Origin of the sequence: Prosthecobacter sp., from assembly GCF_044227185.1 — a bacterium.
GTDB lineage: Bacteria > Verrucomicrobiota > Verrucomicrobiia > Verrucomicrobiales > Verrucomicrobiaceae > Prosthecobacter.
In genome coordinates this window covers 287881-304734 of record NZ_JBGAFO010000009.1, presented here as the reverse complement: position 1 = coordinate 304734, position 16854 = coordinate 287881, and the positions used below count along the sequence as shown (strand labels likewise).

Annotated in this window: 15 protein-coding genes; 6 read left to right on the top strand and 9 right to left on the bottom strand. The window is 61.4% G+C overall.

Going from position 1 to position 16854, the window contains the following annotated elements:
• Positions 1–22: 22 nt before the first annotated feature.
• Together ACILSQ_RS21535 and ACILSQ_RS21530 are read right to left on the bottom strand one after the other, a co-directional pair.
• Positions 23–775 (bottom strand): SDR family NAD(P)-dependent oxidoreductase, encoded by a 753-nt coding sequence (locus ACILSQ_RS21535; RefSeq protein WP_395745726.1) that lies wholly within the window; start codon positions 773–775, stop codon positions 23–25.
• 18 nt (positions 776–793) lie between these two features.
• On the bottom strand, positions 794–1198 hold the full coding sequence (locus ACILSQ_RS21530; RefSeq protein ID WP_395745725.1) for an FKBP-type peptidyl-prolyl cis-trans isomerase: 405 nt from the start codon (positions 1196–1198) through the stop codon (positions 794–796).
• Positions 1199–1335: 137 nt separating this feature from the next.
• Here ACILSQ_RS21530 and ACILSQ_RS21525 point away from each other — a divergent pair, with 137 nt between their 5' ends.
• The 5 genes from ACILSQ_RS21525 (at position 1336) to ACILSQ_RS21505 (ending at position 7662) form a co-directional block, all read left to right on the top strand.
• Positions 1336–4053, top strand: coding sequence for a DUF1592 domain-containing protein (locus ACILSQ_RS21525; RefSeq protein ID WP_395745724.1), 2718 nt, complete (start codon positions 1336–1338; stop codon positions 4051–4053).
• Between the two features lie 70 nt (positions 4054–4123).
• Positions 4124–5113 carry a Gfo/Idh/MocA family protein gene (locus ACILSQ_RS21520; protein WP_395745723.1) on the top strand — a complete coding sequence of 330 codons (990 nt, stop codon included), beginning with the start codon at positions 4124–4126 and terminating at the stop codon, positions 5111–5113.
• Positions 5110–6072, top strand: a complete 963-nt coding sequence (locus ACILSQ_RS21515; protein WP_395745722.1) for a Gfo/Idh/MocA family protein — start codon at positions 5110–5112, stop codon at positions 6070–6072. Before ACILSQ_RS21520 ends, ACILSQ_RS21515 begins: the two co-directional genes overlap by 4 nt.
• Entirely contained in the window at positions 6069–6878 is an 810-nt protein-coding gene (locus ACILSQ_RS21510) for an HpcH/HpaI aldolase/citrate lyase family protein (protein ID WP_395745721.1), read from the top strand. Before ACILSQ_RS21515 ends, ACILSQ_RS21510 begins: the two co-directional genes overlap by 4 nt.
• A 7-nt stretch (positions 6879–6885) precedes the next feature.
• Entirely contained in the window at positions 6886–7662 is a 777-nt protein-coding gene (locus ACILSQ_RS21505) for an SDR family oxidoreductase (protein WP_395745720.1), read from the top strand.
• Here ACILSQ_RS21505 and ACILSQ_RS21500 read toward each other — a convergent pair whose 3' ends face one another.
• From ACILSQ_RS21500 to ACILSQ_RS21490, 3 genes are read right to left on the bottom strand one after another with little or no spacing between them, the layout of a single operon-like run.
• Positions 7663–8628 carry a Kelch repeat-containing protein gene (locus ACILSQ_RS21500; protein WP_395745719.1) on the bottom strand — a complete coding sequence of 322 codons (966 nt, stop codon included), beginning with the start codon at positions 8626–8628 and terminating at the stop codon, positions 7663–7665.
• Positions 8585–9139: a hypothetical protein gene (locus ACILSQ_RS21495; protein ID WP_395745718.1), complete on the bottom strand. Its 555-nt coding sequence runs from the start codon at positions 9137–9139 to the stop codon at positions 8585–8587. Before ACILSQ_RS21495 ends, ACILSQ_RS21500 begins: the two co-directional genes overlap by 44 nt.
• Complete coding sequence (locus tag ACILSQ_RS21490; RefSeq protein ID WP_395745717.1) at positions 9136–9651, bottom strand: hypothetical protein; 516 nt, start codon at positions 9649–9651, stop codon at positions 9136–9138. Before ACILSQ_RS21490 ends, ACILSQ_RS21495 begins: the two co-directional genes overlap by 4 nt.
• A 122-nt stretch (positions 9652–9773) precedes the next feature.
• On the opposite strand from ACILSQ_RS21490, the gene ACILSQ_RS21485 reads away from it, so the two are divergent.
• On the top strand, positions 9774–11270 hold the full coding sequence (locus ACILSQ_RS21485; RefSeq protein WP_395745716.1) for a sodium:solute symporter family transporter: 1497 nt from the start codon (positions 9774–9776) through the stop codon (positions 11268–11270).
• On the opposite strand, the gene ACILSQ_RS21480 is transcribed toward ACILSQ_RS21485, so the two are convergent.
• From ACILSQ_RS21480 to ACILSQ_RS21465, 4 genes are read right to left on the bottom strand one after another with little or no spacing between them, the layout of a single operon-like run.
• A complete protein-coding gene (locus tag ACILSQ_RS21480; RefSeq protein WP_395745715.1) occupies positions 11227–11988 on the bottom strand; it encodes an SDR family NAD(P)-dependent oxidoreductase in 762 nt (253 codons plus the stop codon). The genes ACILSQ_RS21485 and ACILSQ_RS21480 overlap by 44 nt on opposite strands.
• Positions 11966–12940 (bottom strand): amidohydrolase family protein, encoded by a 975-nt coding sequence (locus ACILSQ_RS21475; protein WP_395745714.1) that lies wholly within the window; start codon positions 12938–12940, stop codon positions 11966–11968. The genes ACILSQ_RS21480 and ACILSQ_RS21475 overlap by 23 nt, the downstream gene beginning before the upstream one ends.
• 13 nt (positions 12941–12953) lie before the next feature.
• Positions 12954–15236 (bottom strand): aminotransferase class III-fold pyridoxal phosphate-dependent enzyme, encoded by a 2283-nt coding sequence (locus ACILSQ_RS21470; RefSeq protein WP_395745713.1) that lies wholly within the window; start codon positions 15234–15236, stop codon positions 12954–12956.
• 5 nt (positions 15237–15241) lie between these two features.
• Positions 15242–16753, bottom strand: coding sequence for a hypothetical protein (locus ACILSQ_RS21465; RefSeq protein ID WP_395745712.1), 1512 nt, complete (start codon positions 16751–16753; stop codon positions 15242–15244).
• Positions 16754–16854 lie beyond the last annotated feature (101 nt).

The window sequence follows — 16854 nt, the reverse complement described above, 5'->3', positions numbered from 1 at the left end:
CGCAGCCTGATGGCGAAAACGATCAGTAGGTAGCGCGGCCGCCAGACAAATCAAACACTGCCCCGGTGGTGAAGGAGCAATCCTCCGAGCTGAGCCAGGCCACGAGCGCGGCAGCCTCCTCCTTTTTGCCAAAGCGGTTCATCGGGATCTTCGAAAGCATGTAGTCGATGTGCTGCTGCGTCATCTGCTTCAGGATGTCCGTCTCGATCACGGCTGGCGTGACTGCATTCACCACGATGTTGCTGGTGGCGAGCTCCTTGCCCAGCGACTTCGTCAAGGCGACGACACCGGCCTTTGAGGCGCTGTAATGCGCGGCGTTGGGATTTCCTTCCTTCCCCGCGATGGAGGCGATGTTGACGATGCGGCCGTAGCCGTTTTTCAGCATGAGCGGAACCACGGCATGGCAGCAGTGAAAGGGTCCGTTCAGATTGATCGCCATCACACGCTGCCATTCGGCGGGATCGGTCTCCCAGGTCTTGGCGTTGGTGCCGGCAATGCCCGCGTTGTTCACGAGAATGTCGATCTTACCGAACGCGCCGATGGTGGCAGCGGCGGCGCTTTCCACGGAGGCGATGCTGGTGAGATCCACAGCGGCGGTATGCACTTTGCCCAGGGCAGAGAGTTCAGTTTTCGCGGCTTCCAGTGCGGTGGCGTCGATGTCCCACAAGCACACACCCGCACCTGAGCGCAGCAGGCGTTCTGCGATGGCGTAGCCGATGCCGCGTGCGCCGCCGGTGACGATGGCAATTCTGTCCTTGAGGTCGATCTGATTCATGAGCAGAGCAAATCGCGCTTAATCCTCCCAGACTTTCAGCAGTTCCACCTCAAAGATCAGAGTTTCATTGGGGCCGATGTCGATGCCCGCCCCGCGTTTTCCATAGGCCAGCTCAGAAGGAATGAAGAAACGAAACTTGGCGCCTTCCTGCATGAGCTGAAGTCCTTCGGTCCACCCTTTGATCACACGCTTGAGGGGGAACTCCGCCGGTTCGCGCCCGGCGAGGTAGGAGCTGTCGAATTCGACACCATTGAGCAGGGTGCCGCGATAATTCACGACCACGGTGTCCCTGGCCTTCGGGCTTTTGCCGGTGCCTGGGGTCAGCACCTCGTATTGGAGGCCGCTGGCGGTGGTGGTGATGCCTTCTTTTTTGGCGTTTTCGGCGAGAAAGGCTTTGCCGGCTTCGAGTGCAGACTGGGACATGGGATGGATGCGGCGCGTTTCATCAGCGCAAGCCCGGGCGCACGCAACCGCAAATGAGGCGCAATGCGTCGTTGGTTTCGGCGAAATCACTGGCACATTCGCAGCGTACTCCCCCCCTACCCCTTTTTTACTTTTTCATGCTTCGTCGTCTCATTTTCGCTTCCTTTGCGATTCCCTCCCTGCTTGCCGCTGCTGAACGCGGCCAGGACGCCTACAACCAGCGCATCCTGCCCCTGCTGCAAAAATACTGCTACGACTGCCACGGTGACGGCACGGACAAAGGCGACTTCGCGCTGGATGAATATCCAGAATACTCCAAGCTCATTGGCGACAAGGTGCTGTGGGACCACGCACGCCAGCAACTTGTCACCCACGTCATGCCGCCGGAGAAGAAGGAGAAACCTCCGCTGCCAGAGCGCGACGAGATCGTGGCCTGGATCGACAACACGGTGTTCTGGTTTGACCCGCAGAAGATTGACCCCGGCCATGTGACCTACCGCCGCCTGAACCGCACCGAGTACAACAACACCATCCGGGAGCTGCTGCTGGTGGACATGAAGCCCGCAAACGAATTTCCTCCGGACGACACCGGCTACGGCTTTGACAACATTGGCGACGTCCTCAGCATCTCGCCGCTGCTGATGGAGAAGTACATCCGCGCCGCCAATGCTGTGGCGGACAAGGCGCTGGACACCTCCGATGTGGAGCGGCTGGATCTGGAGCTGGGCGCCAGGAAGTTCTGGAACCAGAAAGGCGAAACCAAGGAGTGGGAGGGCATCCGCTGGTTTCACAGCAATGCCGATGCCGCCACGAAATTCACCGCGCCCGCCTACGGCAACTACCTGCTGAAATTTCGCCTCTCCGCGACCCAGGCCGGTCCGGATGCCGCCAAGGTGGCGCTGCGGATCGATGACAAGGAACTCGGCACCTTTGATGTGACCGCCCCCTACCGCGGCGACAAGGGCCCGTGGCAGACGATTCGGCAGACAGTCCCGCTTAAAAGCGGCGAGCACAAGATCGTGGTGCGTTTTGTGAATGATTTTGCCGACCCGCAGAATCCTGATCCGGACAAACGCGACCGCAATCTGGCACTGGACAAGATCGACGTGGAAGGCCCGGACGGCCTGCTGCCGCCCCGCGGCACGCGCCTGGTTCAGTGGCTGCTGGATGGCAAGCCCGCTGGCCTGCCGGCAATGAAGCTCAGCGGCGAGGATTTTGAAAACGGCCAGGGGAATGCGCATCGCGACACCGGCACCATCGAGCTGGCCATGAACGGCTATGTGAAGCACCACATCGATCTCACGACAGCGGGCAAGTACCGCCTCATCATCAAGGCGGGTGCGCAGCAGGCTGGTGGCGAGCCGGCAAAGTTTGATGTGCGCATCGGCGGCAAGAACGCCGGCTCATTCTCCATCACCGCCAAAAACCAGGCCCCGCAGTGGTTCACCGCCGAGGCCGATCTGCCTGCCGGCAAGCACGAAATCCAGGTGTGGTTCCTGAACGACTTCTACGACGAAAAAACGCATGATGACCGCAACTTCTGGCTGCACGAGCTCACCGTGGAAGGTCCGGTAAATCAGCCCGGTGGCATCGCTGCTGCCGATGTGCACGGACTCGTGGACAAGCTGGGCCAGCGCCTCTTCCGCCGCCCGCTGCGAGATGCTGAAAAGGCCAAATGGCACGGCATCGCCGACCTCGGCATCAAGGAAGGGCTCCCTCCTCTGGACGCCATGGGCTACGTGCTGCGCGGCATGCTCATGTCTCCCGGTTTCCTCTACCGTGGGTCCCCCACGCCGGTCGGCACGGCGCAAAATGGAGTCGCTTTGATCGATGAGTACAGCCTCGCCTCGCGCCTCTCGTATTTCCTTTGGTCTGCGCCGCCGGATGAAAAACTGCTGCAACTGGCAGCCAAAGGCGAGCTGCGCAAAAACTTTGCGGCCGAAGTGAAGCGCATGATCGCCGATTACCGCGCGTGGAGTCTCACCGAGGACTTCGCAGGCCAGTGGCTGCAGCTGCGGGACATGGACATTGTGGATGTGGACACCAAGCGTTTCCCGGAATGGAAGGGCGGCATGGGCTACATGATGAAGAAGGAGTCTCAAACCTTCTTTGACCACATCCTGCGCAACAACCTGGACGTGATCGCCTTTCTGAATGCGGACTATTCTTTCGTGAATGAGAAGCTGGCCCGCTTTTACGGGATGCAGGGGGTGAAGGGAGACAAATACCAGAAGGTCTCTCTGCAGGGTACGCCACGCGGCGGCATCCTGACGCAGGGCAGCATCCTCACACTGACTTCCACGCCCACGCGCACTTCGCCGGTGAAACGCGGCAAATATCTGCTGGAAAACATTCTCGGAACGCCTCCGCCACCCGCCCCAGGCGGAGTGCCGCCGCTGGATGAACGGAAGCAGCAGTTCGGCAAGCTCACGCTGCGCCAGCAGTTTGCCGAGCACCGCAGCAATGCCGCTTGCGCCGGGTGCCATGCCTTCCTGGATCCGATGGGCTTCGCCTTTGAAAACTACGACGCCATCGGCCGCTGGCGTGACGAGGAAAAAAAGCAGCCCATCGATGCCTCCGGCACTCTCGTGCGCGGCCAGACCTTTGCCAACCTCGCCGAACTGCGCACCATCCTCGTGCGCGACATGAGCGACCAGTTCGTCAAAAACCTTGCTGACAATCTCCTCATCTACGCCCTGGGCCGCGGCCTGGAATACTCCGACAAACCCACCACCGAGGAGATCCTGCGCAAGGCCAGGGCCTCCGGAAACCGCATGCAGGACATCATCCTGGCCGTGTGTGAAAGCGTGCCATTTCAGAAGATGCGGGTGACGCAGCAGCAGCCCTCCGAATGACCGGCTGGTTCCCAGACCTGACCAGATAAAACGCCTTGGATCATCTGGCGGGCCACCTTTACTCCGGGCGATGCATTCCATCCTCATCATCGGCTGCGGCAGCATAGGCGAGCGTCATCTGCGCTGCTTTCAGAAGACTGGTCGCAGCACGGTCAGCGTCTGCGATGCCAATGCCCGGCTGCTGGAGGAGGTGAGCCGGCGCTACAATGCGCCCGCGTTTGGCACTCTCAATGAGGCGATGCTGGCTCAGCGTTTTGATGCCTGGGTCATCTGCACACCCGCACACACGCATCTGAGCATCGCGCGGGACGGCGCGGCACAGGGCGCGGCTTTGCTGATCGAGAAACCTCTCTCGGTCACGCTGGAGGGTGTCGAAGAAACCCGCGAGGCCATCGCGAAGAGCGGCCGGTTCACAGCCGTGGCCTACGTCTATCACTGCTTTCCGTGGCTGGTGGCCGCACGGGAGTTTTTGCAGGATGGCACGTATGGCAGGCCGTTGCATGTCAGCGTCGTGGCCGGCCAGCATTTTCCCACCTTCCGCCCCGCCTATCGAGACATTTACTATGCTCGCCATGAATCCGGCGGCGGCGCCATTCAGGATGCGATCACCCACATCATCAATGCCGTGGAGTGGCTCGTCGGACCGGTCACACGTCTCTTTTGTGATGCGGCGCATCAGCAGCTCGAAGGCGTGACGGTGGAAGACACCGTAAACATCACCGCGCGTCATGGCTCCTTGCTCGCCAGCTATGCCATGACCCAGTTTCAGGCCGCCAATGAAGCGATCTTTGAAATCCACTGCGAGCAGGGCAGCGTGAAGATCGAATCTCACGCCCAGCGCTGGGCCACCATGAAGCTCGGTGGGACCGAATGGACCTGGCATGCCACCAAGCCGCTGGAGCGCGACGACCTCTTCATCGCCCAGGCGAATGCGTTTCTCGATGGCATGGAGGGCAAGGATTGCGGGCTGTGCACCTTCGATGAGGCGGTGCAGACTCTGCGCTGCAACCGTGCCGCACTGGATTCCTGCGCCACCGGCCTGCCCATCCTCCTCTCATGAGCAACAACGGCAAACAGCTTCGCCTGGCCATGCTGGGCATGATCGAGGGCAACGGCCACCCCTACTCGTGGAGCGCCATCATCAATGGCTTTGATCCGGCCGCGATGGCCGCCTGCCCCTACCCCGCCATCCTCAGTTATCTGGGGAAACAGCGTGTCGAGGACGTGCGTGTGCCCGGCGCAGGCGTCACGCATCTCTGGACGGACGATCCGGCGGATGCGCCAAAAGTCGCCGCCGCCAGCCTGATCCCAAATATCGTCGCCAAGCCGGAGGACGTCATCGGCCACGTGGATGCGGTGATCATCTCCACGGACGATGGCGACGACCACATCCGCCGCGTGCGCCCCTTCATCGAGGCCGGCCTGCCAGTCTTTGTGGACAAACCCATGGCGACCAACATCGCCGACCTGCGCCAATTTGTGCAGTGGCATCGGGCCGGGGCCACGATCCTCTCCACCAGCGGCATGCGCTATGCGCCGGAGATGCGTTTGAACGAGGAGCAGCGTGCGGATCTTGGCGACCTGCGCTGGATCACCAGCTTTACCTGCAAAACCTGGGAGCGCTACGGCATCCATGCGCTTGAAGCCGTGGAGCCGCTGCTGGGCCCCGGCTTCCTCACCGTGCAGGCCCAAAGTGATGCCGGCGGGGATGTGATGCACATCACCCACCGCGGTGGTGTGCGAGTCACGCTCGGCGCCATTCACGATGCCTATGGCAGTTTCGGGGCCGTGCATCTCTACGGCACAAAGGGCCAGCTTCCTCTTCGCCTCACCGATACTTATCACGCCTTCCGCGGGCAGTTGGTCGCCTTCATCGACATGCTGCGCACCGGCGCCCGACCCCTGCCCTTTGACGAAACCGTGGAGCTCATGGCAGTCATCATTGCCGGCCGCCGCAGCCGCGAGCAAAAGGGCGCACTCATCCAGGTCGCCGACATCCTTGCCGAAACCCATTCATGAAACTCCGCCCCTCCCGCCTCCTCCGCGAACTCCGCGCCGGTCAAAACAGCACCGTCCTCAAGCTGAACCTTGGCGATCCCCGCATCATCGAACTGGCCGGACTCTCCGGTGCCAGCGCTGTATGGCTGTGCAATGAGCATGTGCCCAATGACTGGCTCAATCTGGAACATCAAGTCCGTGCCGCCAAGCTCTACGACATGGATACCATCGTGCGCGTGAACAAAGGCGGCTACAGCGAGTACGTAAAACCCTTCGAGTGCGATGCCACCGGCATCATGGTTCCCCACGTCACCAGCGCGGAGGAAGCCCGCCACGTGGTGGACATGGTGCGCTGCCGCCCGCTGGGCAGCAAGGCGCTGGACGCCGGCAACATGGATGGCCTCTTCTGCCAGGTGCCGCTGGCTGACTACGCCCACCACTGCAACACGGAAAAGTTCGTCATCCTCCAGATCGAAAGCCCCGAGGCGCTCGAAGTCGTGGAGGAGATCGCCGCCGTGCCCGGCTTTGACATGCTCCTCTTCGGCGCCGGGGATTTCAGCCACCGCATTGGCAAACTCGGCCAGGCGACGCATCCTGACGTCGTCGCCGCACGAAAGCGTGTGGCCGCCGCCGCGCTGAAGCACGGCAAATACCCTGCCGTTGCCTCCCTCTACGGGCAGAAGGAGGACGTCATCGCCGAAGGCACTCGCGTTTTCACCCTCGGTGCGGATGTGATCGAACTGGGCAACGCCTTCAAAAAACTCGTCGGCGATTTCTCAGGTTCGGCTTCAGCGGCTGGCGGCGATTCCATCTACAAGTCCAAATAATCACCCCATGTCCACCGGCATCTTCTCTCTTTCCGGCAAAACCGTTCTCCTCACAGGCGGCGCGGGCCTCTACGGCCGCGGGCTTGCCGCCATGCTCGCGCAGGCTGGTGCCACGTTGATCCTGGCCTCGCGTGATGTCGCCAAACTGCAAGTCGTCGCGCGGGAGGAAACAGCGAAAGGCCACCGCGTGCAGGCGGAATCACTCGATCAAGGTGATGAAGCCTCCGTCATCGCCCTGCATGAGCGGGTCACCGCTCAGCATGGCCCGCTCCATGGGCTGGTGAACAATGCCGTGCTGCGTCCCATGAAGGGGGCCGACGGCGCCGTGGAGCAGTTTGCCGAATCCATGCGTGTGAACGCCACCGGCCTCATGCTCATGCACCGTCACTTTGGCAAAACCATGGCGGAGGCCGGACGCGGCAGCATCGTGAACATCGGCAGCATCCAGGGCATGATCGGTCCCAGCTATGAGCTCTACACCGGCACGAACATGGGAGACATGCCGCCGGACTACTTCTTCCATAAAGGCGGAATGGAGAACCTCACCCGCTTTTATGCTGCGCTCTACGGCCCCAAAAACGTCCGCGTGAACAACCTCGCGCCCGGCGGCTTTTTCAATCATCAGCCCGAGGCGTTTTTGAACCGCTATTGCGAGCACACCATGCTCGGCCGCATGGCGGATGACACCGACCTCGGCGGCGCCGTTATCTTCCTCCTCAGCGATGCCTCCCGCTACATCACGGGAGTCAACCTTCCCGTGGATGGCGGCTACACAGCGAAGTAGTCACTTCAACAGCTCCGCCACCGGAATGCGGAAAAACTTGTCCGTGCGCGACTGCTTTTTGTCCTCGCCCCCCAGGCAATAGACATACCCGTCGAGCTTTATCAGAGTCACCATTGCCGCGTAGGGCAGCGGTTTCGCCTTCTGGTAGCTGTCTTTTTTCACGTCGTAGATCAGCGCATCCGTTTTAAAATCGTCTGTGTAACCACCCGCGAGGTAGATGTGCTGGTCGTCGAGCGTTACGCCGCAAAGCCCGCGATTGGCCGCGGGCAGCGGCTGCAGCTTTCGCCAGGCATTTTTAGCGGGTGAAAAGGCATACGCCTCGGTCGAATTCACCGGAGCCTGCGCCTGTGCATCGTAATTCATCCCGCCGAACACAAAGAGTTCATCTCCCACCACAGCAGAGGCAGCCACGGCAAAGGGTTTGCCGGGATAATCGGCGCGTTGCTGCAAACCTTCGCGGCTGATCTCATACGTCCGCCTGGTAAGGCCTGCGAGATTGGCGGCGTCATTGGTGCCGCCCGCAAAAACGATCGTTTCATCCACACGCCCCCCCGCGGAAAGCACCACCTCAGCAGGCAGCTCGATTCCCTCTGCGGTGATGGATTTGAGAGCATCCACCACCACAAGTTTCCGTAAACTCATGCTCCCATCGGTTCCTCCTAAAAACTCGAGCACAGGGTCATTCTCAATGCTCACGCCATAGGCTGCAGGGGAGGCCAGGTCCCGCAGGTGCTCCCACTTCATCGAGCCAGGATCAAACTGGTGCACCGCTTTCAGCCAGTGCTTCACGCCACCAGTCCAGTTTGTGCCGCCAATGATGGCAATTTTCCCCGCGGAAACGCCGCACATGAATCCCCCATTCGGCTCTGGCAGCGGTGGCAGCGGCTCCCACTGGGCATGCGCATGGGAAAGCACGAGGCAGCTAAGCAGCAGTCGTTTTGTCATCTGGATCAGTCGCGCGGGCATAATGGTCGGTATGGGGTGATTTCCATCCTGGACGCAAGCGTACATCGCTTTCACCGCTCAGCGCCCCCGGCGTGCTGGCCGGTGTGGCGTCGTCTTTGCGCCGCATCTCCCACCAGCACTGGCCGCAGTGGTTGTGCTCATGGTCGATCACAAATCCCGCCTGCTTCATCAGCGGCCCGATCCATCCCATGCAGTGGTCGCAGTAGTCGGCATACTGGTTCAGCCCATTCCGCAGCAGAAAGCCCTTGGACGGACACTCGTGCATGTCGATGCGAAAGACATCCTCCGTCACCATCCGCTCATACACCGCGCCTTCGTCCGCGAGGGTCGGCCCCCAGTATTCTTTCATGCCCTCGAAGCCCTTTTCCGTGATCAGCCTGGAGGCATGAGTCTGCGAATCCCGATGGATCGCCTCGTCCCAGTACGCTCGCACCAGATCATGCCCGCCCTGCTGGCGCAGCCACTCAAAGGTCCACTCGTAATGTCCGCAGAAGTCGTAGCAGCCGATCATGATGCCTTGGCGATGTCCTCCAGGTCTTGCGGCGCAGCATCGGCCGTTTGTTTGAGAAAACGTTGCGTACAGCAGCCGTTGCCTCCGCAAACACGCACGGTCATGCCAGCAGGTGCCGCGATGGCTTCACTCACAAAATAACAGTGCTGGCAGAAATTCGGCACGATCTCGCGGTCGTGCTCGCGCAGATGCGCAATGGCCGGGCAGCGCTTCACTTCCAGCCGCACCTCATCGTCCGACTCCACCACTTCCACCTCAGCCCCGGGCTCCCCTTTGAAAAACGCACGCCAGTACTCCGCCACGCCATGCATCCCCTGCTCCGTCCACTTTTGAGCCACGGGCCGGTAATAGCTGCCGCCGAGATCGCGCCAGTATCGTCTCAGCGCCTCCTCCCCGCGATGCCGCTGGATGAACCGAAACGTGGCATTGATGGCAAAGTAGAAATCGGCATGCCCCACCGGTTTGGTATCGGTGTAGGGCAGCGGCGTGGGCTCTGGCGCGGCTTCTGGCATGGCGGCGGGATTCACGCATACCACCTGCGCTCCAAATATTCCCGCTCATTCGTCTGGTTCATAAAACTGACCAGAAAACAGCCTGGCGCACGCCCGTTCTCATGCCGTATAAAACCCGCCGCATGACCCACTTCTCCACGCTCGACTATGTGATTTTTGGCGGGTACCTCGTGGCCTCTGTGAGCGTGGGCCTGTTCTCCGCACGCGGCTCCAAGTCTCTCGGAGACTACTTCCTGGCGGGCCGCGGCATGAACAGCATCCTGGTGGCCATGTCCATCCTGGCGGCGCTGTTCTCCGGCATCAGCTACCTGGCGGGTCCGGCGGATGTGTACAAGAACGGCTTCGCCTTTGCCTATGTGATCCTGGCGTTCTTCATCGCCACGCCCTTCACCAGCCTGTACATGCTGCCAAAGTTTTACCAGTCGCGTTTCTTCACCGCCTACCAGTTTTTGGAGGAGCGCTTCTCACTCTCCGTGCGGCTGCTGGCCTCCGGGCTCTTCATCTTCCGCGTCGCGCTGTGGCTGGCGGCCGCCACCTATGCACCAGCGCTGGCGCTGGAAAAAGTCACGGGCATGCCGCTGTGGCTCACCATTCTGGCCTCCGGCACCCTGACCACACTGTACACCGCCTTGGGCGGCATGCGCGCCGTCATCTGGACGGATGTGATGCAGCTCATCGTTCTCTTCGGCGGTCAGCTCGTCATCGTCTTCGTGGCAGTGGGCAAGATTCCCGGCGGACTCGGCGGCGTGTGGGACACCGCCGTGGCGGACCACCGTCTGGACCTCAGCCTCTCCTTCAGCCTTTCAGAGCGCGTGAATCTCTGGGCCGTGCTCCTGGCGGGCGCGTTTCTGCACCTGGTGCAGATGGCCACGGACCAGGTCTCCGTGCAGCGCTACCTCACCGCCGGAAGTCTGAAGGAGGCGCAGCGCTCCCTGTGGATCAAACTCTGGCTCATTCTGCCAGTGCTCGTCCTCTTTTACGGCACCGGTCTGGTGCTCTACGCCTTTTACAAGACGCATGGAGATCCCCTGGCGGCGGGCCTCATTGCCAAGGAGGACCAGATCCTCCCCTACTTCGTGGTCACCCAGCTTCCTGCGGGCCTGCCGGGGCTGCTCATTGCGGCCATCTATGCGGCCAGCATGTCCACCATCTCCGCGGGGCTGAATTCCCTGGCCTCGGCCACCTTTGTGGATTTCAAGCAGCGCCTCTCCAAGCAGGAGGCCGGCACCCAGGCGCAGCAGGTGGGCAGCGCGCGGCTCATCACTGTGCTCTACGGGCTCATCGTCATCGCGCTGGCCTTTGCCGTTTCCTTCATGCCGGGAAATCTGGTGGAGTCCGTGAATACCGTCATCGGTCTGGTGGGCGGGCCGCTGCTGGGCCTGTTTTTCCTGGGCATGTTCACCCAGCGGGCCAGCACCCGCGGAGCGCTGCTGGGCTGCCTGGCGGGGTTCATCACACTGCTGGGCGTCTTCATGTACCAAAACGGCGCCTTCACCGCCGCCAAGCCCCCTCAGCTTGTCTCCTTCATCTGGTTCAGCCTGCTGGGCACCCTCATCACCATGACCGTGGGCCTTGTCACCTCCGGCCGATCTGCCCCGTCGTCAGCCCGCCATCAATGATGATCGTCTCACCCGTGATGTACCCCGCCGCGCGCGAGCACAGAAACACCGCAGCGCCCGCCACATCTTCCGGCGTGCCCAGGCGTTTCAGCAGGATCTTCTTTTCATAATGGTCCACCACGCTGCTGTTGCCGGCATGCTCCAGACTCGCGGTGAGCGGTGTCCGGATGAGCCCCGGGGCCACGCCATTCACACGAATGCCATGATCCGCCAGCGACACCGCCAGCGATTTTGTCAGCATCACCAGCGCTCCCTTGCTCGCATCATACGCAGACGAGTCCGACTCCGCCTGAAAACCGTTCGTGGAGGAGGTGATCACGATGCTGCCGGCTCGCTGCTCCGCCACCAGCCGCCGCGCAAAGGCCTGCGCCGTGAAGTACACGGAGGCCATGTTGAGCTGCACCGTTCTGTCCCAGCGCTCACGCGTCATTTCCAGAAACGGCACGTCAAAAAATCCACCCGCATTGCAAATTAGAGTGTCCAGGTGCGGCTCTGCCTCAAAGGCGCAGTGCACCAGGGCCGCGGGCGCGTCCGGCGCGCACAGATCACACGCCACATAGCGCGCCCACTCCGGAAAATCCGCCGGCCGTTCCGTGAGCCCATGGCACACCACACGCGCCCCCGCCTCATGCAGTCCTTCCGCCATCGCCAGTCCAATACCTTGGGAGGATCCCGTCACCAATGCTGCCCGACCTTCAAGAGAGAATGCTTTCATCATGCAGCTTCAAATAGGCGCGGATGTTCGTGTGTGCAATGCGCTCCACCATTTCCTCACCGCCCGCCTTCAGTGCCGCGACCTCGGCCGGGTAGGTGCTGATCAGCCGCACAACCTGACCGTTGATCTCCGCCGCATAGCTGTAAAACGGCGAATCACTGCCCCACATGAACTTCTGCGGATACGCCGCCGCCAGATCCATGATGACCTGCGCGGGGTCCGTGTAGTCAGAGTCAAACCGTCTTGCCTTCGGCGCCACATACGGCAGCTCTTTCACCACCCCCTCGCAGTGGATGCAGTGCGCCGAGTTGTCAAACCACGCATTCGGCAGCGCCTGCACGCGATCCAGGCACTCCTTGTCATAGCGGCAGGAGTGCGCCAGGCAGAAGCGCACGTTCGGGTTCTCCTCCGCGATGTCCAGGATGTCATGCGCCTGCGCCCACAGGTCGCTCTCCGCCACGCTGGAATGAATCAAAAACGGCACATCCCACTCCTCCGCCAGTTCCACAAAGACCTTGCCCCGGTTCCGCAGGTGCTTGATGTCCGCCTGCAAAATCGTCGTCTGCATCTTGATGCCATAAAAGCGGTACTCACCGCGCAGCTTGCGCAGTTCCTTCTCCTGCGCCGCCGTGTTGCGCATTGGGTCCCCCATCACAAACGGCAGCATGCGTTTTCCCTCCTCGGGAAAGAGCTCGTAGCATTCCTTCATCAGACGCCGGTTTTCAAAGGCGTATGGAATGTCCTGCAGCCGCCCCTTCTCGTCCTTGATCTCGTTGTCCATGAAGGCGGTGACATCCAGCGCCAGATGACTCACAAAGGGAAACACGATCCAGCGGTCCACGCCCAGCGCCCGCCCTTCGTCATGCATCGTCACCAGATGCTGCGCATAGGGGAAATCGCCGTGCAGGTAGAAGAGCAGATCGGAGCCGACGTGGTTATGACAATCAATGATCATGGTGGTGTGGGATTCAAACGAGCCGTGCAAAGCCTTGTTGCGTTCCTTGGGCAGCCTCCAGCGGCATCTTCGCCACTTCAGCGAGCGTTTCATCCAGTGCCGCGAGCATCGCCGCCACCATCTCGTCGCCGTGCGACCACGTCACATAGAGCTGGCTGGACATCAAATACCCGCGCTGAAGCATGTGCCGTATCATGAGCGGCTTCGCTGCTGGATTCGCAAACACCAGCGAAGGCGCACAGGGCATTCCGCCCGTATTAAGCTGCAGTTCCGGATGCCGTGCCGCGATCTCCCGCAGCCCGCTTTGCAGGCGCTCGCCCAGCTTCCACACATAGGGCTGCACCTTCTCCCGACGCATCTTGCCGATGCAGGCCAGCGACGCCGCCGTGCCCACCCCATCCGTCCAGTAGCTGCTGGAAATGAAGCTGCTGTTGGCCGCATCCATCACCTCGTTCCTGCCCACAATGGCTCCGGCGGGATAACCATTGCTCATCGCCTTCGCATACACCGCAATGTCCGGCTCGATGCCCAGCACGGGTGCCGCACCTGGGAAGCCATAGCGCCACCCGCTCGTCACTTCATCCAGAACATAGACCGCCCCCGCCGCATGGCAGGCGTCGATGACCTTCTGCATGAAGCCATCTCGCGGCAGCTCGGAGCGCATTGGTTCCATCACCACCGCCGCCAGCCTGCCATCCAGCTTCTGCATCGCCGCCTTGAAGGAGTCGGGATCGTTGTAGCGAAACGGCACCGCCGTCCCCGCCAGCTCACGCGGCACGCCCAGCGGTTGCAGCCCTGGAAGCAGATGTCCGTCCAAGGCCGCGTCGTCACTCAGATTCGCCGCCAGATACCAGTCGCTCCAGCCATGGTAGCCGCAGAAGGCGATGCCGCTCTTCCCCGTCGCCGCCCGGGCAATGCGCACCGCCAGCCCCAGCGCCTCGCCACCACCGCGTGCGTAGCGTACCTTTCCCGCCCACGGGTGCAGTTCCAGCAGCGCATCTGCCAGCTTCACCTCATCGGGAGAGGCCAGCGTGGCATAGCTGCCCAGATTCACGCGCCGCTTCACCGCCGCATTCACCTCATCATCCGCATGCCCGAGGAGGATGGCCCCCACACCTCCTGTGAAGTCCGTGTAGCGCCTGCCATCCAGATCCCACAGCCAGGCCCCTTTCGCCCGCGAGAAGTACGAAGGCCACGACTGCGGATCAAACAGATGCGCCCTCTTGGAAAGCAGTCCTGTGCCGCAGGAGATCTTCGTCTTCGCCTCCTCCCAGAGCTGCGGGCCGGAATGTGCATCATTTTTTGGTTTCAAAAGCCGGAGCGCATTTTCGCGGAAAATGTCCTCCAAATCTCCCTGCGTCATGCCGGTGTCTTCACAGGCCTCCCGCAGGCACAGCAGCGACTCGACGCCCACCGTCGTGTACTGCCCAAACACCGTTAGCTTCTCCGTGCCCAGCTCCGGATGGATCCACGTAAATCCATCCCCCTGGGTGATGCACGAGCCGCGCAGCTCGCTCACCATGTAGTCGCTGCCCCACAGCACGCGCCGTGGCCCCAGAATCTCCAGCGCCGCACGGAACGCGCCCGCCTGCGTCACTGCCGAGGTGTCCACCACCACGTTGTCCAGATCAATCAGGTGATGCAGCCCCTCCCGTGCGTGGCGGTAATTGAAAGAGCGCGCCACATGCGCCAGCACCAGCTTGCAGCGCGGGTGGCGCGTGCACAGCCTGCGGATCACCTCCACATTCCGCATATCCGTAATCCCGTCCGCCAGCATGATGTGCAGCATCATCACGCCATCATGCCTGTCGCACAGCTCCCACATCCACTCCGGCGCAAAAGACTCGATTTCCGCCTCCTTCGTATCCGGCACATCCGCATACAGCCGGTAGGGTTTGATTCCCACAAACACTCCCGTCTTCAGAAGCCGCTCCACTTCCGCCGGATCATCCTGCGGCGCCGCCAGCACCAGTGCGCGTGAGTTGCCAGTGCCGTCCACCTGCGACTGCAGCCACGCATTCTCCCCAGCCCGGTCGTTTCCCGCGCTGGGATAGCCAAAGAACAATCCTTCCACCTCCCTCCCCGGCAGCCACACCCGCATCGCTTCCTGAAAGTCCGCCATGCCATAGCCGCGGCTTTCATCCAGGAATACCGGCCGCTTTCCCTCCGCAAAATTTCGCGTGTGAAACAGGTGCGTATGCACATCAAAGACCTTCTCCGGCACAAAACCGTCAATCGCCCGGTGCAGCAGCTTCTGGTCGGTCTCGTTGAGTTCAGTGACAAGTTTGAGCGACATGCAGATCAGTCGTTGAGGTAAATTGCATACACCTTCGCCGCGCAGCCCGCTGGATAGTGCACACGCAGGGCGGTCTTCTGGCCGGCAGGCAGGGGCTTGGGCCACTTGAGAGGCACGCGCACGCCATTCGTCGTCACTTTCACCTCGTACCCCTCCAGCGGGTGGTCCAGGTGGTCCATGAGCTGCACCACCAGCGGTGCCTCCGGCGTGGCACCATCCACGTTCAGCGCGATCTCCTTCGCCGCAAACGCGCTGGTGATGAACTCGCCCTCTTCTTCCTCGACCTTGCGCGAGAGCGAGCCGAATCCATCGCGCCTCAGCGTCGCCAGGCCGATGTCCATGTGCTCCAGCTCGGCGCCGGTATCCCAGTGGGAATACCAGATCATCGTCTTGTCTCCCTCGTTCACAAACGCATGCCCTTGCAGGATGGCGATGTTGTCCCACTCCCCTTCCTTACCGCGTGGGATCATTCTGAAACCCGGCACCGGTTCGCGGAAATGCACACCGTCATTGCTCACCATCAGCCCCAGATCCACCCGGACTCCATAGTTCCAGCTTTTTCCCTTTGGCGGCGGCTGCTCCGCATCCTGCCACATCCCATGCAGGCCTACCATCACATTGCCACGGTTCCACAGCCCCGCGCCCATGTGCATCTGCTGCCCTTTCACCGGCGGGTCGGAAAGCTGCCCCGGCCGCGCATAGCAGAAAGCCTTCGCCTTCGACCACGTCACAAAGTCCGGTGAGCGATACGCCAGCATGTCACGCCCGATGTCCCTTCCATCTGCCCGCCACGACCACGGGCTCAGCAGTTGCCCCGTGGCATAATAAAAGTCGCCAAAGCGGTACAGCCCGCTCACCTCAAAGCGCTCTCCACCCGCATTCGCCGGGCGGTCACCCACGCACTTCCAGCTCAGCCCGTCCGCGCTTGTGGCCGTGACAAAAGATCCCCAGCGTTTCTCATTTGGGCCTATCTTGCTGCGGCCGCCCTTCACATCTTCGATCGGCATGTGCGCGATGTAGGCGCACTTGTACCGCTTCGCCGGATCCGGCTCGTCAGGCTCATACAATACCGAAAGGAAATCATTCACCCGCGTCATCGAGTACGGCTCTCCTTCGATCAGGCAGATGTTGTTCTTCTTTCCGCCATTGAACTCCACCAGACCCAGTTCTGGCTTCGTCCACGTCACTCCATCCTTGCTCTCCGCATAGCACATCGGCCGCCACCAGCCCGGCGCCTGCCCCTTCACGATCGCCCCCTCATGCATGCCCAGATACCACATGCGAAACTTGTCCCCCTGCTTCAGCACGGTTCCATATAGCACCGCATGCCCATGATCCGGAGACCCTGGCGGCCCGCTGTTCAGCACCGGATTTCCTGGATGTTTCTGCGCCTCCTGCAGCGTCAGCTTCAGGTTGTGCTGCCATGCGATGTTGTGGTCATCAAACGCGAAATACACCTGCTCAGCCGCATGGACCTGAAAAGCAAGGCAGCCAAGGAGAAGAAGGATGGGCTTCATGCCTCGAATTATGAAGTTTCATCACCTCCTCACCAGCGCATTTGACTGGTTCAATCACCAGACCAGCATATGCCCAACGCGCAGCCAGGAGCCCGCATCAT

Coding starts and splice junctions, on each gene's coding strand:
- ACILSQ_RS21490 (WP_395745717.1), bottom strand. CDS start 9,651: ATGCCAGAAGCCGCGCCAGAGCCCACGCCGCTGCCCTACACCGATACC.
- ACILSQ_RS21515 (WP_395745722.1), top strand. CDS start 5,110: ATGAGCAACAACGGCAAACAGCTTCGCCTGGCCATGCTGGGCATGATC.
- ACILSQ_RS21530 (WP_395745725.1), bottom strand. CDS start 1,198: ATGTCCCAGTCTGCACTCGAAGCCGGCAAAGCCTTTCTCGCCGAAAAC.
- ACILSQ_RS21485 (WP_395745716.1), top strand. CDS start 9,774: ATGACCCACTTCTCCACGCTCGACTATGTGATTTTTGGCGGGTACCTC.
- ACILSQ_RS21495 (WP_395745718.1), bottom strand. CDS start 9,139: ATGATCGGCTGCTACGACTTCTGCGGACATTACGAGTGGACCTTTGAG.
- ACILSQ_RS21470 (WP_395745713.1), bottom strand. CDS start 15,236: ATGTCGCTCAAACTTGTCACTGAACTCAACGAGACCGACCAGAAGCTG.
- ACILSQ_RS21465 (WP_395745712.1), bottom strand. CDS start 16,753: ATGAAGCCCATCCTTCTTCTCCTTGGCTGCCTTGCTTTTCAGGTCCAT.
- ACILSQ_RS21535 (WP_395745726.1), bottom strand. CDS start 775: ATGAATCAGATCGACCTCAAGGACAGAATTGCCATCGTCACCGGCGGC.
- ACILSQ_RS21475 (WP_395745714.1), bottom strand. CDS start 12,940: ATGATCATTGATTGTCATAACCACGTCGGCTCCGATCTGCTCTTCTAC.
- ACILSQ_RS21505 (WP_395745720.1), top strand. CDS start 6,886: ATGTCCACCGGCATCTTCTCTCTTTCCGGCAAAACCGTTCTCCTCACA.
- ACILSQ_RS21520 (WP_395745723.1), top strand. CDS start 4,124: ATGCATTCCATCCTCATCATCGGCTGCGGCAGCATAGGCGAGCGTCAT.
- ACILSQ_RS21510 (WP_395745721.1), top strand. CDS start 6,069: ATGAAACTCCGCCCCTCCCGCCTCCTCCGCGAACTCCGCGCCGGTCAA.
- ACILSQ_RS21525 (WP_395745724.1), top strand. CDS start 1,336: ATGCTTCGTCGTCTCATTTTCGCTTCCTTTGCGATTCCCTCCCTGCTT.
- ACILSQ_RS21480 (WP_395745715.1), bottom strand. CDS start 11,988: ATGATGAAAGCATTCTCTCTTGAAGGTCGGGCAGCATTGGTGACGGGA.
- ACILSQ_RS21500 (WP_395745719.1), bottom strand. CDS start 8,628: ATGCCCGCGCGACTGATCCAGATGACAAAACGACTGCTGCTTAGCTGC.